The 25988-nt window shown below is 63.0% G+C and carries 25 protein-coding genes and 3 pseudogenes; 8 read left to right on the top strand and 20 right to left on the bottom strand.

What is annotated here, in order from left to right; genetic code table 11:
• Positions 1–482: 482 nt before the first annotated feature.
• A complete protein-coding gene (locus H7I57_RS14410; protein ID WP_264024224.1) occupies positions 483–1355 on the bottom strand; it encodes a DUF4238 domain-containing protein in 873 nt (290 codons plus the stop codon).
• 127 nt (positions 1356–1482) lie between these two features.
• Complete coding sequence (locus H7I57_RS14405; RefSeq protein ID WP_264024223.1) at positions 1483–2730, bottom strand: AlbA family DNA-binding domain-containing protein; 1248 nt, start codon at positions 2728–2730, stop codon at positions 1483–1485.
• Positions 2731–3116: 386 nt separating this feature from the next.
• On the opposite strand from H7I57_RS14405, the gene H7I57_RS14400 reads away from it, so the two are divergent.
• Positions 3117–3983 (top strand): DUF8757 domain-containing protein, encoded by an 867-nt coding sequence (locus H7I57_RS14400; protein WP_264024222.1) that lies wholly within the window; start codon positions 3117–3119, stop codon positions 3981–3983.
• Here H7I57_RS14400 and H7I57_RS14395 read toward each other — a convergent pair.
• Entirely contained in the window at positions 3980–4450 is a 471-nt protein-coding gene (locus H7I57_RS14395; protein WP_264024221.1) for a DUF488 domain-containing protein, read from the bottom strand. The two genes, H7I57_RS14400 and H7I57_RS14395, sit on opposite strands and share 4 nt — an antisense overlap.
• Positions 4451–4736: 286 nt before the next feature.
• Between H7I57_RS14395 and H7I57_RS14390 the strand changes: the two genes are divergently transcribed.
• From H7I57_RS14390 to istB, 4 genes and pseudogenes are all read left to right on the top strand, one after another.
• A complete protein-coding gene (locus tag H7I57_RS14390; RefSeq protein ID WP_264024220.1) occupies positions 4737–5276 on the top strand; it encodes a hypothetical protein in 540 nt (179 codons plus the stop codon).
• Positions 5277–5688: 412 nt separating this feature from the next.
• Positions 5689–5940: a helix-turn-helix domain-containing protein gene (locus H7I57_RS14385; protein WP_238884728.1), complete on the top strand. Its 252-nt coding sequence runs from the start codon at positions 5689–5691 to the stop codon at positions 5938–5940.
• Between the two features lie 282 nt (positions 5941–6222).
• Positions 6223–7722 carry an IS21 family transposase gene (gene istA / locus H7I57_RS14380; RefSeq protein WP_264024219.1) on the top strand — a complete coding sequence of 500 codons (1500 nt, stop codon included), beginning with the start codon at positions 6223–6225 and terminating at the stop codon, positions 7720–7722.
• Positions 7719–8516: pseudogene (gene istB, locus H7I57_RS14375) on the top strand (IS21-like element helper ATPase IstB). The gene istA and the pseudogene istB overlap by 4 nt, the downstream one beginning before the upstream one ends.
• 456 nt (positions 8517–8972) lie before the next feature.
• Here istB and H7I57_RS14370 read toward each other — a convergent pair.
• The 10 genes and pseudogenes from H7I57_RS14370 to pcaH all read right to left on the bottom strand — a co-directional run bounded on the left by H7I57_RS14370 (position 8973) and on the right by pcaH (position 16581).
• Positions 8973–9326, bottom strand: a complete 354-nt coding sequence (locus H7I57_RS14370) for a DUF732 domain-containing protein (protein ID WP_011891521.1) — start codon at positions 9324–9326, stop codon at positions 8973–8975.
• A gap of 11 nt (positions 9327–9337) precedes the next feature.
• Positions 9338–9826, bottom strand: coding sequence for a cupin domain-containing protein (locus H7I57_RS14365; protein ID WP_011891522.1), 489 nt, complete (start codon positions 9824–9826; stop codon positions 9338–9340).
• A 210-nt stretch (positions 9827–10036) separates the two neighbouring features.
• Positions 10037–10630 carry a CAP domain-containing protein gene (locus tag H7I57_RS14360; protein WP_238884888.1) on the bottom strand — a complete coding sequence of 198 codons (594 nt, stop codon included), beginning with the start codon at positions 10628–10630 and terminating at the stop codon, positions 10037–10039.
• Between the two features lie 273 nt (positions 10631–10903).
• Positions 10904–11341 (bottom strand): annotated as a pseudogene (locus tag H7I57_RS14355) (aldehyde dehydrogenase family protein); the annotation flags it as partial.
• Positions 11342–11420: 79 nt separating this feature from the next.
• Complete coding sequence (locus H7I57_RS14350) at positions 11421–12143, bottom strand: 3-oxoacid CoA-transferase subunit B (protein ID WP_264024218.1); 723 nt, start codon at positions 12141–12143, stop codon at positions 11421–11423.
• Positions 12140–12838 carry a 3-oxoacid CoA-transferase subunit A gene (locus H7I57_RS14345; protein ID WP_264024216.1) on the bottom strand — a complete coding sequence of 233 codons (699 nt, stop codon included), beginning with the start codon at positions 12836–12838 and terminating at the stop codon, positions 12140–12142. Before H7I57_RS14345 ends, H7I57_RS14350 begins: the two co-directional genes overlap by 4 nt.
• Positions 12835–14016: a bifunctional 3-oxoadipate enol-lactonase/4-carboxymuconolactone decarboxylase PcaDC gene (pcaDC, locus tag H7I57_RS14340; RefSeq protein WP_264024214.1), complete on the bottom strand. Its 1182-nt coding sequence runs from the start codon at positions 14014–14016 to the stop codon at positions 12835–12837. Before pcaDC ends, H7I57_RS14345 begins: the two co-directional genes overlap by 4 nt.
• Positions 14013–15218 (bottom strand): lyase family protein, encoded by a 1206-nt coding sequence (locus tag H7I57_RS14335; RefSeq protein ID WP_069416676.1) that lies wholly within the window; start codon positions 15216–15218, stop codon positions 14013–14015. The genes pcaDC and H7I57_RS14335 overlap by 4 nt, the downstream gene beginning before the upstream one ends.
• Positions 15215–15784, bottom strand: coding sequence for a protocatechuate 3,4-dioxygenase subunit alpha (gene pcaG / locus H7I57_RS14330; RefSeq protein ID WP_011559101.1), 570 nt, complete (start codon positions 15782–15784; stop codon positions 15215–15217). The genes H7I57_RS14335 and pcaG overlap by 4 nt, the downstream gene beginning before the upstream one ends.
• Positions 15784–16581 carry a protocatechuate 3,4-dioxygenase subunit beta gene (gene pcaH, locus H7I57_RS14325; RefSeq protein WP_220045866.1) on the bottom strand — a complete coding sequence of 266 codons (798 nt, stop codon included), beginning with the start codon at positions 16579–16581 and terminating at the stop codon, positions 15784–15786. The genes pcaG and pcaH overlap by 1 nt, the downstream gene beginning before the upstream one ends.
• Positions 16582–16653: 72 nt before the next feature.
• Here pcaH and H7I57_RS14320 point away from each other — a divergent pair, with 72 nt between their 5' ends.
• The 3 genes from H7I57_RS14320 to H7I57_RS14310 all read left to right on the top strand — a co-directional run bounded on the left by H7I57_RS14320 (position 16654) and on the right by H7I57_RS14310 (position 19659).
• On the top strand, positions 16654–17403 hold the full coding sequence (locus tag H7I57_RS14320; RefSeq protein WP_069416677.1) for an IclR family transcriptional regulator: 750 nt from the start codon (positions 16654–16656) through the stop codon (positions 17401–17403).
• Positions 17404–17677: 274 nt separating this feature from the next.
• Entirely contained in the window at positions 17678–18655 is a 978-nt protein-coding gene (locus H7I57_RS14315; protein WP_011559098.1) for a dihydrodipicolinate synthase family protein, read from the top strand.
• Positions 18655–19659, top strand: coding sequence for a ketopantoate reductase family protein (locus H7I57_RS14310; RefSeq protein WP_264024213.1), 1005 nt, complete (start codon positions 18655–18657; stop codon positions 19657–19659). The genes H7I57_RS14315 and H7I57_RS14310 overlap by 1 nt, the downstream gene beginning before the upstream one ends.
• A 25-nt stretch (positions 19660–19684) precedes the next feature.
• Here the strand turns inward: H7I57_RS14310 and H7I57_RS14305 are convergent, their stop codons facing one another.
• The 7 genes and pseudogenes from H7I57_RS14305 to H7I57_RS14275 form a co-directional block, all read right to left on the bottom strand.
• A complete protein-coding gene (locus H7I57_RS14305; RefSeq protein ID WP_264024212.1) occupies positions 19685–20683 on the bottom strand; it encodes an AraC family transcriptional regulator in 999 nt (332 codons plus the stop codon).
• Between the two features lie 515 nt (positions 20684–21198).
• Positions 21199–22337, bottom strand: a pseudogene (locus H7I57_RS14300) (IS3 family transposase).
• Between the two features lie 329 nt (positions 22338–22666).
• Entirely contained in the window at positions 22667–22864 is a 198-nt protein-coding gene (locus H7I57_RS14295) for a hypothetical protein (protein WP_133055440.1), read from the bottom strand.
• 466 nt (positions 22865–23330) lie between these two features.
• Positions 23331–23540 (bottom strand): ferredoxin, encoded by a 210-nt coding sequence (locus H7I57_RS14290; RefSeq protein WP_011777839.1) that lies wholly within the window; start codon positions 23538–23540, stop codon positions 23331–23333.
• A 165-nt stretch (positions 23541–23705) separates the two neighbouring features.
• Positions 23706–23924: a dihydrodiol dehydrogenase gene (locus tag H7I57_RS14285; protein WP_264024211.1), complete on the bottom strand. Its 219-nt coding sequence runs from the start codon at positions 23922–23924 to the stop codon at positions 23706–23708.
• A gap of 48 nt (positions 23925–23972) precedes the next feature.
• Positions 23973–24491, bottom strand: coding sequence for an aromatic-ring-hydroxylating dioxygenase subunit beta (locus H7I57_RS14280; RefSeq protein WP_036348144.1), 519 nt, complete (start codon positions 24489–24491; stop codon positions 23973–23975).
• Between the two features lie 64 nt (positions 24492–24555).
• Positions 24556–25938: an aromatic ring-hydroxylating dioxygenase subunit alpha gene (locus tag H7I57_RS14275; RefSeq protein ID WP_308204360.1), complete on the bottom strand. Its 1383-nt coding sequence runs from the start codon at positions 25936–25938 to the stop codon at positions 24556–24558.
• Between the last annotated feature and the right edge of the window lie 50 nt (positions 25939–25988).

The raw sequence follows: 25988 nt of genomic DNA, 5'->3' as shown, positions 1-25988 counted from the left end.
CCATAACCGTGACCACCGACACCTTCTGCTACCCGGACGGGCTCAATCAAATGGAACGGCCGCCGTTGTGACGACGCCGATCGAGCGATCATTGCTCTTGGCGCCCACCCGGACTGCTCACGCGTTGACCGTTCCCTCACCTCGTCGCTCCCGCCGATAATGTTGCGATATGACGGTGGAGACCGGCTCCTGATTGCCATCCTCACGTGTCCGCCGCGGCGAGAATAACGCCCACGTGTACTGACACTTGATGTCGGACGCATCGGCCGTAGCCCCGCCCGCTACCCCCAATTTGCCGCCGCCACACTTCCCCGGTCCGGGAAGTGATTTTGTTAAAGATGCTGTTCCACAAGACATTTACGGGACGATCGCATGATAATCGTCATTTTCCATGAATAGGCGTCGCGAGAGCGCCCAGCCAACTCTGCCTATGGTTCTGGGTCGGTTTTGCGACCTCAGCACGGTCACGGGACCGAGGACCCTTAATTGCCGCGTGGTGCGTAGATGTCACTATCTATCGTCCTGGCGAAACGACGCTCTTCAGTAAAGTCGCTGTTGTTTGATACGACAAATCTGGACGCCATGAATACCTGAGCAGAGTTCTCGCTGGTTATCATTCCAGGAGTCGTTATGACAGGAGATATTCGACAATCGAATTGCTCGATGTTCTTGCCGTGCCATCTTCCTTTTCTTGGATAGCAATAAAGAATCGCATCAGGCGCCAAGGGGTAGACGACGTACGAATCGCTATTAAGCATGCGCGCTTTTGTCCACTGGCGATTGTTCGAAGTTCGGAATGATACCGGGTTGTCCGACGTCACATAAGGAGACCCGGTTTCGTTCTTGGCAAATACCCATGTCGACGATTCGACTTGTTGCCGAAAGGAATTGACCAGCGCGTCATCCCATAGGACGTCCGCGTGCAGTGATCTACTGTAACTTGATGAAGCTGTCGGTTGGGCGATATCCGCCGCAGCGAATCGGGCGAGGAACGAGCGGGTATCGGCAGTTCGGAGAAACTGAAGAACGATAAATAGGCTGGCCACCTCACGGTTGCTCTTCAGTATGGGAATTCGATCCAAGGCCTCTCCGGCTCGAATGAGTTCAAGCCATTGCCCGGTAATTGCGGACACGGACTCAAGGCCACAAAACTGCTTCTCCAATGTCAGCGGATCGTGCCCGAACTCGGCCAGCTCAGGGAGTAGGTAGAAATTCGATTCGGACGCGATGGAGTTGGGTGTCGCTGCAAAGGTGCGATCTCGGTCGCGATCCCACACCCAGAGTCGACCCGCTGCGTCAACGAAGCGCCGGAGATAGAACTGTGGCACATAGTGGTGAACCTTGGGTTTGCTCATTTTCGCTCCGCGCGCGATGTGTAACACCTCGTCTTTTCCTTCACAGAGGCACTTCGGGCAACCATCCCGAGTCCGGATGTTTTGCCTGTCCTTTGGGCACAGTTCGTTCTCCCGACTGTGTTGATTGCTACGCCTCGCGCAGTTCAGGCACCGCGACGACGTGCAGGTTCGTGACACCACCCTGGTTCACACAGTCCTGGGCGAGCTCGTATACCTGCTGATGGAAGTCGGCGTCAGACGAGGTCGCGTTGATGATCGACCGCACTGGCGTGTACGTCGATAGCGGGGTCGAGACTCCGTTGTAGGTGAAACCCATGCCGTCCACCGTCAGCACGCAAAGCGGTTTTTCGCCCGCCCAGTCGACTCCGACGCTCGTGTCGTACTCCCCGTGGTTCAGTGTGGCGGCTGTCGCGCGGATGACGGCGGTGAAGTCTGCGACAGCCGCCTCGATCGCTCGGCTCTCGACCTCCCAACCCTCGAAGTTGCTGTCGGACCCGCTGCGGTGGCCCCCCACGGCGGCCGCCAGGGTGACCGAACCGTCGTGATGCACGCTCGCCCACGCTTCCCGCCACAGCGCGCCGGCGTCGGTCGCGTTGTTCGGCGCGACCCACCGTCGCAGGCCTGGCCGCGGGTTGAGGCGGTTGATGTTCTCGAGAGGATGCATGGCATTGCGGTTCGAGTAGCTGAGCGTGATCGTCTCCGCTTGCTTGAAGATCGCTTGCGCTTGTTCAAGCGTGGGGCGAACGAGCGCGCCGGGTATACGCGGATGCGCGACGGCGATCAGCCAGGCGCGGTTCGCAGAGTCGCGACCGGCCGCGGCCTCGGTGTATAGCGCGTCCAGTTCTCCTGTTGCCCGGCGGCGTTCATCGAACCGCGCCCGGTACATGGCCTCGATCTGCCGCTCCTTCATCCACACGGTGTCGGCCTTGTTCCGGATCGGGGCGCCGAAGTACTCGCCCCGGTAGATCAGGTGCGGACCGTCCACACTGGCGGGGACGATGACAGCAACGGCACGCGGGTTGGTGCCGAGCTGGTGGATCTCGAGTCCGAACACAGGCGGTGTAATCGCTGTGATCGCGGCGCTGTGCAGAGCGCGCTCGTGGACTTCGATCAGGTCCCCGGTGTCCTGGCGGCCAGTGGCCGCCTTCTGATCCTCCCGAACCCCGTACAAGATCATGCCGCCGCCGCTGTTGGCCATCGACGCGATGTCCTTAGGAAAGTCGGTCTGCGGAAGCCCCTTCACTGGCGGGAGCTCCGACTTCCAGTCGAGGTCGTCCGTCTCGACGACGCCCGCTGTGATCGCGGCGTCGAGGATCTCGTCGGTCAGCGGGCCAGGCGGCAGACCGAGACTGCGGTGGAGGGCGGTGAAACTCACCGGACAAGGGTAGGCACCGCTCGACCACATTCTTCGGCGCAGCCGAGGGCGAGTCTGGAACCGATCGGCACGCCGCGGCCACCAAAATGAACGAATACCCAAAGGATCTGCGCGGCCCTGCTCGCCATAGGTGTTGCCATCGGACTGGGCATTGCAGGAGCGGACCTACGGTTTCGAGCACCTCAGTGCGCATGCCCATGAGAACGGCTACGCCTGCCCACCGCAGAGTCACATCGCCGTGGACAGCTTCAAGCCCGGACCTGGGTCAGCGTTCAGGGCCAGCCGTACGCCAAAGCGCAGTTGAACGACGCGGCGGCGTGGGACCGCCGCGGGGCATCTCCGCTGGCCTCTCGGGAATTGACGACCCCAGTGGTTACCCTGCCGGAATGGGAGACGAGGCTTCACAGGGAGCCGCAAGATCGGTCGGGCTGAAAGCTCCGCGACCGGGTGAGGAGACCGCGGAGGTCATGATCACCGTCAAGACCTACCCGAACCCCAGCGAGACCTATGGCGAAACGGTGTGCGTGGCTGGCGTCCGCCTAGATCGCGGCAAGCCCGAGTGGATCCGGCTCTACCCGGTGAAGTTCCGCAACGCCGACTTCGACAGCAAGTTCAAGAAGTACGACATCATCCGGTTGAACGGCACCTACCACCAGGCCAACGACAACCGGCCCGAGTCGTTCCGGCCCCGCCAGGACGAGCTGGAACACGTTGAGTGGCTCGACACCCGCAGCAACTGGCACCGGCGCCGGATGAACCTCGACGGGCTCATCGGTGCCACCACGATGTGCGAGCTCATGGAGCAGAATCCGAAGGGCGGCATGGCCATACCGTCACCGTCACTCGGCCTGATCAAGCCGACGAAGGTCACCGTCACGGTCACTGACGGTGAACCGTGGGATGTGGCCGCGCAAGCGAAAATCGACAAAGCGTCAGCGCTCGACCTGTTCGGCACCTCGCTTAAGCCGCTGCAACCGGCACCATTCGAGGTGAAGTACCACTACCACTGCGAGTCAGCAGGGTGCAGCGGCCACCACCAAAAGGTGCTCGACTGGGAGGCCGGTGAGGGTGGCCGAAAGTGGCTTCTCAAATATGGCACCGGCGCTCGCGAGGCGATGCTCAAGAAGTGGCGCGACGAGATGCTGTCGATGAACAACGACGTGCACTTCTACGTCGGCAACCAGAACGCGCATCGCCGGTCCTTCTCGGTCCTCGGCGTCTGGTACCCAAAGCTCGAAAACGCCTTGTTTTAGAGGTGCACCACGGCGGCGTCTGGGCGCGCCACCATCAGCTGGCGTACCACGATGTCCCGGTGGCATTCCGCGTGATCCTGTTCAAAGCACAGCAGCGCGACAACGCCGCCGTCCAGGAGCTCGGACACGTGGGCCAGTGCGTCGGTCGCCGCGGCGGTCTCAAGTACGCCGCGATACCTGGCGCGGGACGCCGGCTCACCAGCGCGGAACCCGGCGCGGTTGTCCTTCGGATTGCCCAGCGCGCGGTGGTGCACGTAACTGATTCCGACCGCCGCGAGGGCTTCGGCCAACTTCGTCTTCGATAGCCCCGGCTTGCGGCTCAACGGGGTCAAGCGCACGTCCACCAGCACGCACACGCCCTGTTCGAGCAGCTGAACGACGAGATCGTCGACGCTCTTCCCCTCGTAGCCGATGCTCACGAGTGTCCCAGTGGCGGCGACGTGCGCGGTGGTGTCAGCGGTGCCCATGGTCCATATGGTGCAGCACCGACCGCGGCGGCGGGCGGTAACCCCGCGGGTGCGCGATGGAACTGTAACCGTGCTATAGGACGTGATGTTCCGGAATTAGATCTTCATCGTCCTACCGCAGTTGCCGCATCTATTGAGTCCGTGCTTTGCGACTCGGACATTCGCGAAAGTGAATCGGCAATAGGGGCATGTGATCGTTGGTGTTAGGTCAGATGCGGGCGATTGCAGTCCGGTTCCAAATTGCCGCAGTCCGATCTTGTCACTGGGCCGGCCTACTGTGCTCCGTATGAAGATCGCCAGCACGAACGCCGACCAGTTCTGGCTCGATATCGCCGCCCACAGTGGCACGCGTGACAACGGTGCACCCTGGCCTCTGCAAGTCCAGGTGGCTGCGCTCGTTGGCAGCGTCAAAGTCGAGGCGTCGACGACGACCTTCAGCGGGGAATCTCCGAGCACTTGGGCGGTCACAATCATCACCGCCGATCGTCGTCTGATCAGTGTTCGCATGCAGTTCGACGCCGAGCAATACGACCTCGATCGGGACATGACCGTCTCCCTGGATAATCCCGTTGGTGCGACCGTGACCGAATCGTTCGCGCGGCGACTAAGTGACGTCGCGCGCCTCGACATTCGTAAGGCGCGGATGCGGCCCACCACAATGGGTCGCACATTTCGCGACGTACTCGACGTCGGCGACGTCGGGCTGGCGTTCCAAGACGGCCTCACCGTCGAATTAGCCGTCGATCAGGTGGAGATGAGCATGTACGACGATCGCGGCCGATCTGACGCGTTCATCGATGCGCTGCGCAAGCACACTGGCTTGTAACCGCTTGGGCGCCGATGCCCGCGAGTCCGACCGCGGTGTCCGCCGTCTCGTCGCGCCATCCCGCCACTCCGGCGCCTGCCCCTCGACGAGTCGACAATGTCGCGACACCCTCTCGGATACACGTTCGCCCGCCGCTGACAGACCTACCAACCGGATGAGTGCCGATAACTTCGCCCTATGTCAGCGAGGTCGTAATTGCGCTGTGCTGCAATACTTTCCCGTATGCTGCGTGATGGATACTCTCTATTATCCATGAATTTGGTTCGCCGACGTCCCTACGCCCCTCGATTCGCTATCGGCCCAACGTAGGTGTGAAAGTGCTGCGGGCTGAGTGCCGTCCGGCGCGGCCGCAAATCACCAATACGGACAGAATCGCTACTCGAGCACGCAGATGCAAGTCAGAGTGTGAGTTATGCCCGACGACGTGCCAGAGGTCAAGACGTATTCGCTCACGGAAGTCGCGAAGATGGTTCTCCCGCCGGAGATGACGGATGGTGTGCGCTGGCTATCCCGTCGGTTGAACCGTGGCGAATTGTCGGGATACCGCGTCGGTCGTACCTGGCGCATGACGCTTAAGGACGTTGAAGGCTTGATCGAGCAGCACCGGGAGCGTCCCCTACCGGGGATGCGACGGGACAGCGGACCGATCTTGTTTCTTGCTTGACGCCAACTTCGCGCCGGCGACTGAAGCGAGGCGTTGTCGATTGATGGTCATAGACTTACGGAGTTTGCAGCGTGATTGTTGGCCAAGACGTCTGTCCGTGGCCATGTGAAAGTCCCCATTGGTGGCCAGGTGTAGGTCCCCACTGATGGCCAGATAGATGTACCCATTGGTGGCCAGGTAGAAGTCCCCACTCCCTTGCGTGTCGTGTCGGTCCGGGGAGCTCGTGGCCTGGGCGGTGACGGTGATTGCGCCAACAGTCACTGCACCGCCCAGGGAGTTCCATTGAAGTCTGCAAGGGAGCGTATGAACATCATCTCGACCTATCGGGAGGTCGGAACCTATCGGGGGGCCGCCGAGTTGTGCGGCACCACCCACAAGACGGTCAAGCGCGCGGTTGAGCGCGCTGAGGCCGGTGGGCCGCCGGAGCGGGAGCCGCGGCCGCGCAATTTCGATGCGGTGCGCGACTTGGTGGCCGAGCGGGTGGACAAGTCGCGGGGCCGGATCTCGGCCAAGCGGTTGTTGCCGATCGCGAAAGCGGCCGGTTATGAGGGATCACCGCGCAACTTTCGTCGGCTGGTAGCCGAACAGAAAGCGTTGTGGCGCAACGATAATCATCGTGGCCGTCGCCCGGCTGTGTGGTCGCCGGGTGAGTATCTGGTGATCGACTGGGCCGAGGTCGCGCCGGGTTTGTTCGCTTTCTGCGCGGTGCTGGCGTTCTCGCGGTGGCGATTCGTGCGGTTCGCCACCGATCAGAAAGCCTCCACCACGCTGGCGATGATCGCCGATGCGCTGGCCACGATCGGCGGGGTCCCGGCCAAAGTGTTGGCCGATCGGATGGGCTGTCTGAAGGGTGGGGTGGTCGCCAACGTGGTGGTGCCCACCGCTGACTATGTCCGATTCGCCACCCATTACGGCTTCCGCCCGGATTGGTGTGAGGCCGCTGACCCGCAATCGAAGGGCATCGTGGAGCACCTGTGCGGCTACGCGCAGTCCGACCTGGTGGTACCGCTGCTGACCGAGGCGGCCGTGTCGGGTGTGCCGGTGAGCATCTCCGCGGCCAACGCGGCCGCGGCCACGTGGTGCGCGGAGGTCAACGCCACGGTGCACTCAGAAATCGTCGCGGTCCCCGACCAGCGCCTGGCGGTCGAGCGCGAGCTGTTGGCGGCGCTGCCATCGCTGCGCCCCGAGATCGGTGCGGCCTCGGTGACCCGCAAGGTCGATCGGCTCTCCTGCATCCGCTACGGTTCGGCGCGCTACTCGGTGCCCACCCGGTTGATCGGGGCCAGCGTGAACATCGTCATCGATCACGGGGCGCTGGTGGTGGTGGAGCCGGGCACCGGGGCGATCGTGGCCGAGCACGAACTCGTCGCACCCGGGGAGACATCGATCCTCGATGCGCACTACGACGGTCCCAGGCCTGCGCCCAGCCGTGGGCCGCGCCCGAAAACCACAGTGGAGCACCAGTTCTGCGCTTTGGGTGAGGATGCGCAAGCGTTTCTGGTGGGTGCCGCCGCGATCGGCAACACCCGCCTGGGTGCTGAGTTGGAGACCCTGCTCGGGCTGGGTGCCGCCCACGGCGAGGCCGCGCTGACCGCGGCGCTGCGGCGGGCGGTGGCGTTCGGGCGGTTCCGCGCCGCCGATGTGCGCTCCATCCTGGCCGCCGGCACCGCGCCGCAGCCCCGCCCGGCCGGGGATGCGCTGGTGCTGGATCTGCCCACCGCGCCGACGCGGTCCCTGGACGCCTACAAGATCACCCGCACGCGTGACGGGGACGCCTCATGACGACCACAACTGACACGAAACCTGTTGCGCCCAAAACGATCCCGCCGCTTGCTGCGGATCTGGATGCGGGGTTGCGCCGGCTCAAGTTAGCGACGGTGCGCCGCACAGCGCCTGAAGTGCTGTTGACCGCCAAGACGCAACGCTGGACTCCCGAGGAGGTGCTGCGGACCCTCGTCGAGGCTGAGATCGCTGCCCGCGATGCCTCCAACACCGCCAACCGGCTCAAGGCCGCCGCCTTCCCCGTCGTCAAGACGCTGGAGGGCTTCGACGTCGCCGCCTCGTCCATCCCGCAGGCCACCATCGACTACCTGTCGAGTCTGGAATAGATTTGGGCACAACATAATCTGGCGATTATCGGTCCGCCGGGTACCGGCAAGAGCCACGTCTTGATTGGGCTGGGTCACGCCGCAGTGCATGCCGGCCACAAGGTGCGTTACTTCACCGCCGCCGACCTCGTGGACACCCTCTACCGCGGCTTGGCCGATAACACCGTCGGCAAGATCATCGACACCCTGTTGCGTGCCGATCTGATCATCATCGACGAGGTCGGGTTCGCCCCGCTCGATGACACCGGCACCCAGCTACTGTTCCGGCTCGTCGCCGCCGCCTACGAACGCCGCTCACTGGCGGTGGGCTCTCATTGGCCCTTCGAGCAATGGGGCCGGTTTCTGCCCGAGCACACCACCGCGGCCAGCATCCTGGATCGGCTCCTACACCATGCCAGCGTCGTCATCACCGACGGCGAGTCGTTCCGCATGCGCCACGCCCAACACAAGCGAGGTGAACGCCCCTGAACTAACCTCAACCCCTGCAAGGGGGTGGGGACTTTTCCTGGCCACCAGCGGGGACTTCAACTTGGCCACGAACAACGTCAATGTTGATGTGGCTGTTGATGTTCGGTCATCCGCGAACTGAAATGCGCTGCTCAGCGCACCCCTTCCCGGTGGAGCTGCCGGGAATTGAAACCGGTGTGCAATCAAGGCTGACCTGCGAAAACAATGGCTGCGACGACTTGAGACAACGCGAAACGACGCGGCGTGCCGTGCGCATTTAGCCAAGCGTGTTGATGGCATCAACAGCCATCGCCGGCCAGCGAACCTTCGTCCGCGAACGGACTTACAGTCCGCGTCTCTCGGTCCTTGTTCCGACAAGCAGTGTTGGTTACGGCGGACGATGCTCGTCAATCGCGCGAAGAACAAGCATGGCTCCGCCCATCTGCGGCGCAGCCATGTGGCAGAGGAATTAGAACCCTACCCAGTGATGCTGGCTGAGTAGGTGTATCCGGCGGCCGACTGCCGCAGCTGCCAGATCTGCGCCGGGCACAGCTCGTTGACCGCTTGGTTGATGAGGTAGGCGCCCTGGTAGTAGTCCGAGGTCCGGAAGTCGGCCTTCACCTGATCGACGAGTTGCGCATAGTTCATCTTCGCGGCGACCCGGTCGCAGATCGTCCTGCCGTAGCCGATCGCGGCCTCGGCGTTCGGGAAGTTGTAGCCCGGCCGGACATGAACGTTGACGAGATAGGCCACGGTGTCGGCGCCGGCCGGCGGGGCGATGACGCCGAGGACGGCGGTAGCCGCCGCAACTGCCACGAACACGCGCTTCATGAGCGAAGAGCCTATTCCGTGTTCGCGCCGAACGCGTCGGCGAAGCTGGCGTTGCCCATGCTCTCCCTCTGGCTGGCGTCCACCGCCGCTAGGAGGCGAGAGTTTTCGATGACGATCATCTCCACGTCGCGCCCGTCGTCGGCATAGTGGCGATGCCAGATCCACGGCGGCGTATACACGAAGCTGCCGGCGCTCCACCGCACGCGTTGATCGCCAATTTCCGACCAGCCCGAGCCATGTTGCACGAAGTGGATCGACTCATGTACGTGTCGATGAAGGTCGCTAGCCTCCCCCGCGGGAATCTTCTGCAGAAAAATCTCAATAGAGCGAGCGGGTATTCGCAGGAGCAACCCAATTTGCGATGGGCTTGCAGTCTGGATCCAGTGCGCCTCGGCGGAGCTAACGACGAGGTGCTTCTCCCCCACGTGCTGGCTGTCGCGACCTCCTGCTCGCGCCATACTCTTGGCGAATTCGTCTAACTCGTCACGGGATAGAGTCATTCAACGGCCTCCTTCGGGTATTCCTTCGCTTAGTCAGCAGAGTTCTCGACCTGCCATGAACGATGGCCCTTGGTGGACAAGGGTCCAACGGAACTCTGAGTATGGTCATCATTGATTATCTCGCCGGGCCGATAGATTCGTTGCGATGACCACAGAGGCGTGTAGGGGTCAATGCAGGGAACGCACCCGTCACCATTCCTCCGCTTTGACTCATTGGGGCTTGCCGTACACCGCCACGACAACGGTGCGGTCGACGGAATTCTCTGACCAGACCCCGATCCGGGTGTTCGAGCAGTCGGACATGACTGCGAGATCGACCGGATCGTGATACCACTGGTTAATCAACTCGATACCGCTGAACGCGAGCGCGGGATTGATGGCCACGGTCTCTGACACCGCGCCGCTAAATCCCGCGGCCTCCGCCCGCTGCTGTAGCGTAGAACCATCCGATCCGACATCGCCGTTGACGTTGCGGTTGGTCAACGCATCGCGTGCGTGCCACTGCGCAGCGAGCTGGAGACTCGGACTAATCTTGATGTCGCTCACGCAGCCCGCTTGGCGTTGAATGGTGTATACGTTCGCTACTACGCCGTCATTGAGGCGCTTGTTATCGCCATGTGCGGCGGGCGTTATCAGTAGTGCTTGCACGCCAAGCACCGCAACGATACCTACCGTGAGCGTCAAAGGGTGTCGGAGGCGGCGGCGGCCTGATGGCTCTCTGACCATCTTCATTGCGCCCGGGTTCGGTCGCCGGGCGTCGAGTTGATCACCGCGGGGCCGCTTTTCGTGGGTCGAGTTACACACAAGAAACATCCCTATGCCGTAGTCTGCCAAGATGCCGCCTGCAGCCTCGTCACACTGATCGAAAATGGACGGGATCCAATCAGCGGCGACCGGCGGCCCAGCGAGAATTGAGCTCACCGCGGCACTTCGATGAATGCGCCATGAATGCCGTGCGGGATACGGGTCATACGAACCAAAAATCCTCGTCTCCTTCGCTGCCCCGGCTATGGTGCAGCCCGGATTATCGACGCCGCTACAGGACATCTCGGGACTGTTCTTGCGGGAGCCGTTGAACCATGTAAAGCCGGCTGTAGCCTCACGGCTCAAGCCAATCGCGGCGTCGTTGAGACGGGTCCACACCGCGACTGCAAGACCATACGGAGTTGCATTAGCCAGGCTGATCGCCTGAACCTCATCGTCAAATTCCTTCAACGTGAGCACCGAACCGAATATGTCGTCCTGCATGTCCTGAACAACGGCGGATGCCGGTTCAAGGGTGGCAACAATCGTCGAAGCGGCGAAGTAGCCGGGTAATCCATCGGGTTGGCTCGGCTCCCCTCCGCTGAATTTCGTTCCCTCGGTCCTGGCGATGTTCCGGCACACTTCTTCGGGCTGAGCGTGGGAAACCAGCGGTCCAGTCTGGGCACCGATTTTGCGGGGATTTGCGACGACGATCATGCTGACCTTGGTCCTGGAACTTGCCGTTGCGTCATGAAACTTGGAGACGTACATGAGGATTCGCTGCATGCCCTAAAGATCTGCCCGTCGGTGATCACCGAGGCCGCCTGCGATGCCGATAGCGCCGCCAAGGTCAGCATTGACGAAGATCAGCGACGCGTCCATCACACGAGAGTGCCATGCGCATCCGCTCCTCGAGCGCGGCAATGCTGAGCCCGAACGTGTGCAAGACCCGCAGCTGGCCGCCACCGGTGTGGTCGATGTCAAACACGGCATAGTCGGTGTACACCCGATTGACGCATCCAAGTCCGGTCAGTGGATAGCTGCACGAAGGAACCAATTTAGCGGTTCCGTCCTTCGCGAACAGCGTCATCATGACCAACACGCTCTTCGCGCCGATAGCAAGATCCATCGCGCCGCCGACGGCGGGTATGGCGTCAGGCGCCCCGGTGTGCCAGTTGGCGAGATCCCCGCGCTCGCTGACCTGAAACGCGCCGAGAACACAGACATCGAGATGACCGCCGCGCATCATGGCGAAGGAGTCGGCGTGGTGGAAGTAGGATGCCCCAGGGGTTTCGGTAACCGGGATCTTGCCGGCGTTCGTCAGATCGGGATCGATTGCGTCGCCGAGCGCCTCCCCACCCATACCGAGCATCCCGTTCTCGGTGTGCAACACCACCCCCGCGGCGGGGTCCAGGAAGTCAGCGACCATGGTGGGCTGCCCAATGCCGAGGTTGACGTACGAGCCTGCAGGGATGTCGCGGGCGATCATCGCGGCGATCTCCCGACGGTCGAGCGGGCCCCGGTCGAGGTGCTCGACACAGGCGCGGGTCGATGCGTCGACTGTTCTCGTCACGACGCTGCCTCCGTGGACGTCTCGGGAATTGCGGACAGGTCGAGGACGCGGTCGACGTAGATGCCGGGCGTGACGACCGTCTCGGGGTCGATCTGCCCGGTGTCGACGACGCGGGAGACCTCGACGACAGTAAGCGATGCCGCGGTCGCCATCACCGGGCCGAAGTTTCGCGCGGTCTTGCGGTACAACAGGTTTCCGACCTGGTCCGCTACGTGCGCCCCGATGAGCGCCACATCTCCGAAGATCGGGTACTCCAGCACGTAGTCGCGGCCGTCGATGGTGCGGGTCTCCTTGCCCTCGACCAGTGGCGTGCCAACCCCCGTCGGGCAGAAGAATGCGCCGATGCCGGCCCCCGCCGCCCTGATCCGTTCGGCCAGGTTGCCCTGAGGGACCACCTCGAGGTCGACCTTGCCCGCCCGGTAGAGCGCGTCGAACACGTACGAATCGGCCTGTCGCGGGAAGGAGCAGATGACCTTGGCGACCCGACCCGCTGCCAGCAGTGCGGCCAGGCCGGTGTCGCCGTTGCCTGCGTTGTTGCTGACGATGGTGAGCTCGGCGGAACCCTGTTCGATCAACGCATTGATGAGCGTGGTGGGCATGCCCGCTATTCCGAATCCACCGACGAGAATCGTTGCGCCGTCGTTGATTCCAGCGACGGCTTCCTCGGCACGGTGGCAGACAAGGGTGCGACTCATGACGGCGCACCTGGGTGCTCGTCGAACTCGGGCAGGACCTCGGCGGCGATGCGGAAGGCGGAGTTGGCTTCGGGGACACCGCAGTAGATGGCGGTTTGCATTAGTAGCTCCTTGATTTCGTCGTTGCTCAGACCGTTACGGCGGGCCGCCCGCAGGTGCATCGCCAGTTCCTCGTGGTGACCGCGCGCGACCAGCGCCGTCAGCGTGATCATCGAGCGGCTGCGGAAGTCGAGACCCGGGCGGGTCCAGATGCTGCCCCAGGCATACTGCGTAATCATGTGCTGGAAGTCGGCGGTCAGGTCGGTGGTACCGGCCACTGCCCGGTCGACGTGCGCATGGCCCAGCACCTCCCGCCGTACCGCCATTCCTGCACGGTGCACGTCTTCGAGGGACTTGCTCGGGGGCTGCGGAACACCGACGATCTCTGCGATGAGGCCGGCCACGCGCTCCGGCGCTTCGGCGGGGGCCAGGTGTCCGACGCCTTCGAGCACCACCAGGTCCCCGTCCTTTACGTCGGAGGCGATGCGCCGCAACGATTCCGGCGGCGTGGGGCTGTCAGCGCTACCCGCAACGGCCAGGACCGGAGTGACGATCTCGGACAACCTATCGGTTACATCAAACACTGCTAACGCTTCGCATACCTGCGCATAGGACTCCGCATCGGTGTGACTCAGGGCATCCAGCAGCGCCGAGGCGGTCCCCGGCTCGCGGTCGACAAAGCCCGGCGCGAACCAGCGCTCGGCCGCGCCGGTCAGCATCGTGTCGACACCGCCGGCGCGGACGGTAGCGGCACGTGCGAGCCAGCCGTCCGGGGTGCCGATGGCGGCGCCGGTGCACAGCAGGGTCGCCGAACTGACCCGTTGCGGAGCATCGAGCAGCAGCTGCAGACCGACGCAACCACCCACCGAATCACCGGCGTAGTGGAATGTCTCCACGTTAAGGTCGCCCGCGATCACCAACACCGCTGCTGCGAGGTCGGCGATGGTGAACGGGTGGGCCCGACGGCCGCGGCCGTGACCGGGAAGGTCCCATCCGACTACGCGCACATGATCGACCAGTCGTTGCGCCACGCCTGTCCACAGGGTGGCCGTCGTTGTCCCCAGCGACGGGCCCAGCAAAAGTAGCGGCCCGTCGTCGGGTCCGCCGAGGTGGATGGCGGTGAGAGGCGGATTGCTCATGGCGCGCCCTTGACGAAGCGGCAAGCCCGGCCGAGTGTCGAGTCGATCAGCCGATCCGCGGCGCCGGTGTAGCCGGGTAACGCTGCACGACCTGTCAGCTCGGTCATCGAGCGCTGTTCGGAAAGCAGGCTTTCGGCGGCGGCCAGATTGGCCGCGGCGCGCGGCGGGTCGACACGGAGGCCGGACAGGAGGTCGGATGTGTGCGCGGCGGCGACGACGGTGTGGCGGGCCAGTGTCCGCAGGGTTGCCCATTCTGTGTGCCAGGCGCCGTCGGAGCGTTCGTCGACGGTCGCGCCTGCGGCGGTGTGCAGGATGCTACCAAGGGGTCCGGCGGTGAGCGCGGCGCGGCGGATCAGCACCGAGCGGACCGGGTTGTTCTTGTGCGGCAGCGTCGACGAGCCGCCACCATGCCCCTCGGCCAGCTCGCCGATCTCGGGCCTACAGCCCGTCGTGACGTCGGTGGCGATGTGGCCCCAGGCGTCGCAGCAGCTCACCAGCGCGTCGCCGATCCGGGTGACCTGCCACCGGGTGGTATGCCAGGGCGGGGTGGGCGCCAATCGCAGCGTGGCGGCCAAGCCGTCACTGAGAGCGATGGCACCCTCGACGGATCCGGCCAATTCGGTTGCGGCTGCGAGCGATCCCACCGCGCCACCGACCTGCACCGGCAACGACGCTATCAGCCCCGCTATGGGCTCGGCGGCGTCGAGTACACCGGTCAGCCAGCGGGCGAACTTGGCGCCGAGGGTGCTCGGCAGTGCGGCCTGGGTCAGCGTGCGGGCGAGTGCCGAAGTGTCACGGTGAGTTTCGGCCAGTTCGGTCAGCGCCCGTACCTGGATGGCGAACTCGTCGCCGATGCGGATCAAGACGTCACGCGTGCAGAGCATCAGTGCGGTGTCGACGACGTCCTGACTGGTCAGCCCGCGGTGCAGCCAGCGGGCCGTTGGTTCCGCCGAGCGTTCCCGCAACATCAGCACCAGGGCGGAGACGGGATTGCCGTCCGCGCCAGCACGCCGGGCGATCGTCGCGGCGTCACCGTCGGCGAGCAGGATGGTCAGGTCCGCGCGCGCCTGCCGGGGCGCGATGCCCGCGTCGACGAGTCCATCCAGCCAGGCTTGTTCCACCGCGACCATCGCGGACAGGAATGCGCCGTCGCTCATCAGGTCGCCCGCGAGATCGTCGCCCGGCCAGAACAGATCGATCATCGTTGGTGGCCCGGGTAACGCAAGAAGACCGTCTCGGGCTTGTCCGGGGTGCCCTGCAGTTGGATGTCGAAGCGTAGACCGGTTCGGTCGCGGGTGGCGATGAGCGTGTCACGACGCTCGGGCGTAAGCGTGTTCAGCAGCGAATCGTTCTCCAATTGCTTGCCGGGAATGTAGGCGCGGGTGAACAACCGGTTCAGCAGTCCCCTGGCGAACACGGTGATCGAGATGAACGGCGCGGCAACGGGTTCGCTGACGCCGGGGATGACGGTGGTAAAGGTGTACCGCCCCGCTTCATCGGTAGTGGCACGACCCCACCCGGTGAAGGTCCAGCCGTCTCGGTGCAGGGAGCCGCTGGCGTTCGGGATGCTGCCGTCGGCGTCGGCCTGCCAGATCTCCAGCAGCGCGTCGGGTAACCCTCGGCCGTCGGCGTCTGCGACGACGCCGTGCAACTGAACAGCGTTCGGCGAACCGGGCGGCACCAACTCGTTACACCTGTCGAAGGGCAGTGCATAGCCGAAGAACGGTCCGACGGTTTGGCCAGGGGTGGCCGGCAGCAGCGTGGACATCAGCGGTGGGCTCCGCGGCCGAGGTTCTCGATTGGGGTGCGCGCCGACCCGGTCAGGACGACGTCCCATCGGTAGCCGGTAGCCCATTCGTGGGTGCTGAGTTCGTGATCGTAGCTGGCCACCAGCCGGCTGCGCGCCTTCTGATCCGGGATCGCCTGGAAGATCGGATCAAGGCAGAGGAGCGGGTCACCCGGGAAGTACATCTGGGTGACCATTCGCTGCGTGAATTCCGTGCCGAAGAGCGAGAAGTGGATGTGTGCGGGCCGCCACGCGTTGCGGTGGTTCTTCCACGGATACGGCCCCGGCTTGATCGTGGTGAACCGGTAGATGCCGTCCTCGTCGGTCAGACAGCGGCCGGCGCCGGTGAAGTTGGGGTCGATTGGGGACGGGTGCTGATCCCTCTTGTGGATGTAACGTCCGCCGGCGTTGGCCTGCCAAATCTCGACGAGCTGGCGCCGCACCGGCCGCCCTGCGCCGTCGACGACCCTGCCGGTCACCACCAGTCGTTCGCCGATGGGTTCACCCGAGTGCTGGACGGTGAGGTCGGCCTCCAGCGGGTGAACGTCGCGTTCGGAGAAGCACGGCGTCCATAGCTCGACCCCTTCCGGGTCGGCGTGGTGAAGGTCCTTTGTCGGATGCCGTAGCAGGCTGCTCCGGTAAGGCGGATAACTCAGGCGCGGCTGCGTCTCCTCGACCCCTGCACGCTGGTAGGCGGACTCGATCGCACCGATCTCCGCGCTGATCTCCGACTGGCTCGCTACGGCGCCGTCGGGATTGCTGTCGATCGACGTTGTCACGGCGCCTACGGTACCGACGACGTTGAGATTAGCGAACGGTAGAATTTCACTGAGCGGAAAGGCCATCCACAATTGGCAGGGAACACTTCGACGCCGGGAACCACTGTCACCTCGCGTTTGCTGAACATTCTCGGCGCCTTCGACGAGGGGCATAACAACCTGACGCTGTCCGAGTTGGCCCGCCGGGCCGGACTGCCGATTGCCACCACACACCGCCTTGCGGCCGAGTTGGTCGCCGGCTCGGCATTGCAGCGCCGCGCCGACGGTCAGTACGTGGTGGGCAGGCTGATCTGGAACGCGGGATTGCTGGCGCCGGTGGAAGGCCAATTGCGCCAGGTGGCTGAACCGTTCTTGCATGACGTATACGCGGCGACCCTTGCCACCGTGCACCTGGCCGTGCGCGATGGCGACGAGGTGCTGTACCTGGAACGGATGATGGGCCGGACATCCGTCCCGATTGTCAGCGCCGTCGGCAGCAGGCTGCCGATGCACTGCACCGGCGTTGGCAAGGTGCTGCTGGCCCACGCGCCGGAGGACGTTAAAGACCGAGTGTTCGCCACCTTGACTCGCATCACGCCGTACACCATCGTGTCGCCGACCGTGCTGTCTTCGCAGATGCAGCGCATCCATCGTGAAGGAGTGGCCACCACGAGCGAGGAGATGTCGCTGGGTGCATGTTCGCTGGCGGTGCCGGTCATCCGCCAGACCGACGACGCCGTAGTCGCCGCGATCGCCGTGGTGGTACCGACGCTGAAGCGCGATCGTCAGCGGCTTCTCGGCGCCCTGCAGGTCGCCGCGCACGGCATTGGGCGACTGCTATGACCCGTCAGGCGCCGTCGTAGCCGTCGCTCTGTGGGACAGAATCTCTCGAACGGGCAAGCTTTGGCGGCGGCCGCAACCTAGGTCGGAGTGCCACACGTTAGGCGCGAACCGGAGTCCGCGCAGCGCTTACCGGATAGACACCAACGAGTCTCCCCGCCAATGATTTGCAGGAAGCTGGCGCACTCCGCAGCTTCGAATATTCAGCGAGGGAGGCGGTTCCGCCCACCCTCAAACCCTCAACAGCCGAACTATCGCTGAAGGAATTGCAAAGAACATGACCACCACGACACCGCTGGGATCCGACGCCAGGGCGTGGGCCGCCGAGAACCTTCGAGGCTTCTATATGTGTCCTGTCACGCCCCTTACCGACGAGTTCGAGCTGGACGAAGAGGGTCTGCGGCAGAATATCGACGCGTTTGTGGAGATGGGGTGCACCGGCCTCGTTGTCGGCGGGTTTTTCGCCGAGGGATGGAACATGACGCTGGCCGAATGGCAGCGTTACCACGAGGTAGTCGCCGGTGCCACCGCCGGCCGCCTGCCCTTGTTCACGATCATTCTGGACCATTCGGCGTACCAGGCGATCGAAAAAATGCGGTTCGTGGAGTCCCTGGGCTTCACCGGCGCCGAGATCATGAACCCATCGGTGCAGCTCAAGACCGACGACGACGTGGTCGACTACTTCGACTTCGTGGCGCCCGCCACCGGGCTGGCGCTTGTGCTCTACCGGACGCCGGTATCCGGTTTCGTGTATAGCCACGACGCCGTCGCTCGGATCGCCGAGCACGCCAACGTCGTTGGGATCAAGAATGGCACTTTGAGTTGGACCGACAGCATCGCCTTACGCCACCGCTTCGGGGACCATCTTGTGATCAGCGAGCCGAATGAGCGCTATTGGGCTCATGATGCTGCGCTCTTCGGGGGTCGGGTGCTTTACGGGGAGCTCTCCCTGATCCTCTACGGGAAACGGCGGCAGGAACTGCACCAATACACCGACCTTGCGTTTGCTGGTGAACTCGCGGGGGCGCTACCTGTGTCGGCGAAGGTGGACGCAATTCGCCAGGTGTACGAAGAGGTGCTCATCGGCCGCATCGCGGCAACGGGTTCCTACGTCGCGGCCATGCCCTATCTGAAGGCGTGGTTCGAACTGTTGGGGCTGCGTGCCGGCCCGGTGCGACCGCCCGTCAAGGCCCGGCTGTCTGCTCCGGAGCGGGAAGTCCTGCAGGAGAAACTGACGGCCGCCGAGGCCATTTGATGCGCGTCCTGATCCTGGGCGCTGGTGGGCTCGGATCTGTCTTGGGCGGATATTTGGCGAACATTGGCGTCGATGTCACCCTGGTCGGCAGGCCGGCGCACGCCGAGGCCATCACGCGCTACGGTCTCCGAATCACGGGCCGTCGGGGCGACCTGGTGATTACTGATAACTTGACGGCGGTCGACCAGACAGCCAAAGCCACGGGGCATTTCGATTACCTGGTGTTGGCGGTGAAGGGCAAAGATACCGCGCAGGCCCTGGCGGAGGCCGACGGGTTGCGTGATTGCGTGAGCAGCGCGTTGTCGGTGCAGAACACCGTCGAAAAGGATGCGACGCTCGCCGGGTGGCTTGGGCCCGACAGGGTGATCGGAGCCTCCACCATCGAGGGCGGCACCTTGCTCGAACCGGGGCTCGTCAGAAATCACCTTACAGCTGAGGTGACCGCTTACTTCGGCGAACTTGACGGGACATCTAGTGCGCGCGTCGACGACTTGACGGCTGCCTTCACCAACGCCGGCCTTCCTGCAAAGGCGGTAGGCAACATCGAGCAGGTCGAGTGGGAAAAGCTCGCCCAGATCGCGTTGGCGGCCGCGTGGTCGGTCACGGCGCTGGGCGCAATCCCTGACGCCTCGGTCTTCGAGGGCATGGAGGTGCGCGAGGGAGCGATGTACTTCGTCGCGCTGGCAAAGGACCTTCTTGGGGTCTACCGGGCGAAGGGCTACGAGCCGATGAACTTCTTTGCGCCTCTCTCCCGCCTGAAGGAACTCGATGCCCTTCCGACGGCCGACGCGATCGAGTTTGTCATCGGGCAAGGCAGAGTAATGCGCGAGAAGGGAAACTCGGGACACCCCTCGATGTACGAGGATGTTCTGCGACGACGTAAGACCGAGGTCGACTTCATGCTGGCGCCTTATCTCGCCGCCGCTCAAGAACTGGGCATGGATGTACCGACGCTGCGGGTCGCCTACCAGATCATCAAGACCGTCGACCGATTCCTGGCCTAGCAATGACGCGGTTCGAAGACGATGTTCAGGTAGCGCGCAAGGTGTGTTGGGGAGTGACGCCGAACTTGCGCCGATACTCCGCGCTGAAGCGGCCCAGATGACCAAAGCCCCACTTCATCGCTACGCGGGCAACAGTCACGGCACTCTCAGACGACGCCGCCAGTTCTGCATGCGCACGGATCAGCCGGACTTCGCGCAGATACGTGAGCGGAGGAAGCCCGACGTGCCGCTTGAAGCTCTCTTGAAGAGCGCGGACACTGATACCAACCTCGCGAGCAAGATCGGTTGTCGTCCAACTCCGTTCGGGATGCTCCTCGATTAGGTCGAGAGCTGTCCTGAGTACTTTGGGCGGCGGCGCTGCGTGTTGGTCGGCGGCGAGCGCCATGGCCTGATAGTGAGGTTGGGCGAGTAGAAACCCATGTATGAGCAACTGTTCGAAATGTCGCCCGGTCATCGGATGTTGCACGATGCTCTCAGGGCGAGAGACCTCCCGATATAAGACCGATAGCAGCGCACGCCACGCACGACTGCTGTCCGCCGTCAGGTCCATGCTATGCGCGATATTCAGCGGCCTAACCGCAGGTCGTCCAAGCAAGCCCTCGAGTTCGTATTCCAGATCCGTGCGGCTGAACTTCACGCACAGCTGACCACAATCGGCGGCCCACTTGATGCCGGCAGGACGGCCTGGGAGGAAAACCGCCGCCTGCGTGGGCGTCGCTTGGGCCGTGGCTGAGCCGCACCACGAATCGGCGTAGCTGGTGAGGGGAACGTTGATGTGGTAATCATCGAGCGCAGTCGAATTGACGAGCTCGACATCTGCACCGTACCGAAGGTAGCCAACGGTCACAGCACCGATTCGTGCGGCGCTGAGCCGCGCATTCAAACGCTGGCCGCGACGGGAGTAGCGGAGACGGTGCGGTGTGAAAATTTCCGAAGCGAGGTGCTCGGCCGCGCTCAACTGTTCGGTGCATACGGTCTCGCGTCGGCTGAAGTACGATCCTGCCATCTTCGGCCCATCCGCCATTGGTAACACCTCACTTTCTCGCTGCGGTAGCCGCAATTCGCCGACAGAATCTGTCGCTCCGTCGAACACCAGCGCGGAAGGCCTGGCCTCCGACTCAGGGTCCTGCGTCACCCAACCGCATGCACTCGAAACATTCTAGTGGATGAGGAACTCTGTTATGCAGAGAGTGATTCTTTTAGACGCGTGTTGCCCTTTCTCCGTGCAGCAGGGTCACTGGCTGCCGCGTGCATCGTCCACCTCGATGGTGTGCTGGCCGGCGACCGCCCCGACCCCGATATTGCTGTTGAAGGACGCTCTGGAGCTGTGTGAGCTTGCCGGCGTCAGCTCGACAGTTGTCGCGTGGCGTTGACTGGTGCGATCGCACCCCGGTGCGAGTGCCGTCCGGAGGGGATTCGCGCCTCTGGCGGGAACACATCCGATACCAGCTTGCGTGTGCAATAGCCTGCGCTCACAGATCCATGCCAGCGGAGATGGAGGAGCCAATCGTGAGGGGGACCCGTTTGGTGGTCCAGTCGTTATGCGACTTGGGGTTGGTGGGTCGTGGTCCACTGTAGAGCGAACTCGGCTGGGGTGAGTTCGCCGTGCGCGGTGTGGGGCCGATTGGCGTTGTAATCGCGGCGCCAGTCCTCGATGATCACGCGGGCCTCCAGTAGCGAGTCGAAGCGCAACGAGTTGAGCAGTTCGTCGCGCAGCCGACCATTGAACGATTCGACGAAGGCGTTCTGCCACGGCGATCCGGGATCAATGAAAAGTGAACCGGCACCGTTGAATCGACACCAATCACTCACGGCGTGTGCCACAAATTCGGGGCCGTTGTCGAAGCGCACGTAGTGCGGCGCCCCATGGATGAGGGCGAGGCGGTCGAGCGTGGCGACGACGCCGTCGGCGTCGATGGATCGGTCGACCTCGATCGCCAGGGCTTCCCGGGTGAACTCATCGATCACGTTCTACAACTTCAGCGTGCGGCCGTCGGCGGTGGTGTCGAACTGGAAGTCCATCGCCCAGATCACGTTCGGGCGGATCGGCGACATCGCGCCCACGACGACCCCGATGCCCGTCAGCCGCTTCTTACGGCGGCGCTGCGGCACCCGCAGGCCCTCCTCGCGCCACAGCCGGCGGATCCGCTTGTTGTTGACCTGCCATCCCGCCCGGCGGGCCATCTTGGCAGCGCGGCGCCATCCCCAGCGAGGCCGCTCGACCGAGAATCGGCGCAGCCAGGCCCGCAACTGGGCCTCCTCGGTGGTGACCGGGGCCGGCGTCAGCCGCATCGTGGAACGATGCAGACCGACCACGGTGCAGGCGCGGCGCTCAGAGACCCCGAACCGCTCACGCAGCATGGTCGCTGCGCGGCGTTTGCGGTTCGGGGTCAGAAGTTTCCCGACCCGATCTCCTTGAGCATGTCGATGTCGAGAGCCTGATTGGCAACCAGCTTCTTCAGTCGGGCGTTCTCGGCCTCAAGCTCTTTCAGGCGCTTGGCGTCGTTGGCCTTCATGCCGCCGTACTGCGCCAGCCAGCGATGCCACGTCGATTCCGCGATCTCCAGATGCCGGCACACCTCGGCCAGCTCCTGGCCCGACGCGAGCAGCTTGTTGCCCTCGGCCAGCTTGCGAATGATCTGATCCGGCGTATGCCGCCGGCGCTTGTTCGATGCCATGTCGTTGGTGATTCTTCCTGCCCGAACACTCGGGCAACAGAGTCCCACAACGACTGGACCACTGCGGGGGACTCACCTCAATCGGGCCTGAGGGGTCTGCATACCTTGAGTGCGGAATGTATTACACCGTGGGGCACTGAATAATCACCACGATTTTGCTTCTCGTCGCGCCTTCCGGTCGTGCAGGCCAGTGGGTTGAGCACTTCTGGCATCCATCCCATTCCTTGAAAGCTTGGAACCTTCTCGCGCTCTGAAGACATAGAGGTCGAGATCAAAATCGCTGGGAGAGAAGGAAAAATGATGGCTTCTTCTCAGACACCTCGGCCACACTAGTCCAGCTGGCGATGTTGCGCTAAACGCTCTGCCAAAGCTCGCGATGACCAAGCGTTGTGGTAGTCGATAAAAAAGATATCGCCCGACACCGCACGGCGCACAATCGCCTTAGTGTCACATCGACGCGGATGATTTGGAGATAAGTCAATATTCGCGAAAAAAGGAACCGCACAGGCCGTCTCGGTGATCATCACCGACACAGATTGACAATTCGGTTTAAGTGCACGAGCCTGTCATAGCTCCTCGACCGCGCCGTCGGACCAGATAACCATTTTCCGTAATCAGGGTGCGCGTAGATGTGAACCTTATACAGATGGTCTAGGTCATCCCACCAGACCCAAGACCCAGCGCCTACCATCCAGCGCTGCGCGACACGGCCATCAGAGAAGACGCACATTTCAAATTGCGCCTCGTCAGGCGGTTGTAGTTGTCCTCCTCGAAGTCGTCCTTCACGTCTCTGGCGAGCCGGCGATAGACGACAGCCGTTCTCACAGGTCAACCTCTGACAATCCCATCACGTCTAGCGTGCTCGTGAGAAGCAGAGACATAGTAGGCGGAAGGTCGCACCACGGAAGAGATCAGACGGCGCCGGGTGAGCGCCTGCGACAACGGCGGACGGTCGTTTGGGGGTGAACCTACCCGAGGAAGACATTTCCGGTGTCATTGCGCGGATCCGGAAGCACGTACGGTGATCGCTGCCGACGGGCATTCGTGTGCTGCCGCGCGGGCGTTGACCTCTAGATCAGCGGGAATGTCGCGCACCAATATCTCCGCCTTCCCAGCCGCGTTGATAGCGAAGACACTGGGCGCGACGTCCACGCACAACTGGTAGCCGCAGCACCGACGTGGATCGACTTCCGCATGGATCACTTGTCCACTCCTCACTTAAGTGCACCCCTCCACCGCGATGGATCGAGCGGAGGACCAAGGCACGCCGCCGCGCAGCACCTGCAGTTGTCATCACAGACGTCCTTTCACGATTGGGGAAAGGGCGTCAAGTAGGAAACGATCCCCTGCTCACTGACGTGCGCGAGGTCAATGGCCAGGACCGTACGGGTCCTCGAAAAACCGCGAAAGGCTTTCCTTGGTCTGCCATGACAAACTCTCAAGTTCCAACGGGTCGAGCTGAATTCGGAAGCCGAGGCGGGGGCTGGCAATCTCCAACCGCTCTCCATTGCGGGTAAAGATTTTGTCGACGGTGACGACGGCGAACTCGTTCGCGATGGTCGTCGCCGCACCGTGGTCGCCGGTCACGACTGTACCTTTCTAGGTTTTAAGTAATGCAAGCTCAACGTCGCCCCGTTAGAAGAAGTTAGCCAGATTGTGGGTGCCGACAACGGCATGATCAAGCACTACCCGTCGGCTCGCTAACCGCAGGCCCATCTCACTGCGGCGGATGACATCGTGGCGCTCCGCAGAGATGAGGTCGTGCTGCGGACTGTCCCCCCTGTTGCGGAACACGAGAAGGTTGGAGCGGACATCGTATTCGTCCGTCCCTGCGCCGGGGCGTACCCGCACATTCGACACGTGGTGTCGGATCCGTGAGGGCGGATCTTCTGCCCATGCGTATTCGGTGTCCAGACGTAGCACCCGCAGCTGCAAGCCTGCGTAGTCGTCATCCCAGTGGGTCATGGTCGTCGAATTTCCGTCGCCGTTGGCGCGTTCTCTGCTCACGCGCACCGGGATGATGTAGTGGATATCTTCGGCGCACAGTTCTAGCCAGTCGTGAAACCGGCCGTCGTTCAGCAGCTCCGCCTCTTCGAACAGAAAGTTCTCCATCTCGCAGCGGAGCAGAAGCTGTTGCTCGACCGTCGCTACCATGGCACACCATCCTTTATGACTTGGTTGATTGTGGTTGTGAGACAAGCAGGTGCCTGATGCCTCATCAGGCGACCTCGTCTGCATTGGTCCGAGATTGCGCGAGTAGTTGGGGTTTGGGCTCGGTTTCGCTGGCGTCATCGCCTGAGTCGGTGAGTAACTCCAACAGGCGACCCCAGAATTCGCGTTGGTTACGCTCCGCGTACCCGCTGGACAGGGGACGACCGGGCCCCTTCCACGTGTCGTCGCTGGTCAGCACACCCATGCCCATCTCGAAGTTGAGTGTCTGGCTGCCTGCGAGAATGCCTTGCGTTCCCGCAGTGATGGAGCGCCAAGTCTCGGCGTCGTCCTGTTCGAACACACCGGAGATGCCGAACGTTCGTACGTAGGTCTCATACGACTGCTGTTTGAACTCTTCGTCGGCATCCTTCTCGACGAGAAACCACGACCAGACTTCCATCGTGTCGTGTGACAGTGGACGCCACAGCCGAAATGTCAACATCGGCACTGGCATTGACTTGTTGTCCTTACCGATGAGGACGTTGAGGAACGACAGGTTGGGAAAGACCGTGCCGTGAATGAAGGCCGAACGCTGAAGCATGTCTGCGCGGTCCTGATCGCCGTAAGCCGCTGCGAGTCCATCGACGATCTCGGGTGGATAGTTCATAAAGGGCGGCATCGGTTGCCCGGGCGGCACCCCGAGGACGCCGAGGCCGTGACCGTTGGAGAGACTGATATGCGCCGGCTCCGACGCGAATTTCGGATCGGGCGGAGCCAGACCGAGCTCGACCGCCGATCGGTGCGTCATCAACGTGTGGTAGGCGTCCCCGACAAAGTTGTCCGCGCCGAGCTTCCAGTTGGAGTCGATGATCCAACGCTGGGGCTCACCCCGCACCTCCAGTCCACCCTTGGACTTCTGGGTGATCAGGTCCAGATACCACGCCATATCGCCCAAATAATCAACGAGAGGTTCTGCCTTCTCGTCCAGGCAACCGAATATCATTCCGCGGTAGTTCTCGAGGCGCGGAACCTGGGTAAGACTCCACTCGTTCTTGTCCATCTCGACCCCATAGACCTCTTTTTGTGCGGGTACACCCGCCAGAGTTCCGGTATTGCGGTAGGTCCAGCCGTGATAGGGGCAGCGGAAGTGCGAAGTGTTGCCCATCTCCGTGCGGCACAGCATTGTTCCGCGGTGCCGACACGAGTTCGCCATGGCGCGCACTTCGCCGTCTTCGCCGCGGACAACGATGATCGAACCGCCACCCAGATATCGGACCACGTAATCCCCTGCCTGGGGGATCTCCGTCTCGTGGGCCAGGAATTGCCAGCACCGGCCGAAGACTCGCTGAGCTTCGAGCTTGTGGAGTTCTGCGTTGGCGACCAGCCCGGCGGGCAGACGGCCCTTAGCCTCGATCCACCGATAAATTGGTTGGTCGTGGGGTGTCGGAATGAGGAAAGTGCCCCTTGAGCTGGGAGGATTGGTGTTCTCTACGCATCAAT

The organism is Mycolicibacterium pyrenivorans (genome assembly GCF_025821625.1).
GTDB classification, from domain to species: Bacteria; Actinomycetota; Actinomycetes; order Mycobacteriales; family Mycobacteriaceae; genus Mycobacterium; species Mycobacterium pyrenivorans.
This window is presented reverse-complemented; position numbering and strand designations above follow the sequence as displayed.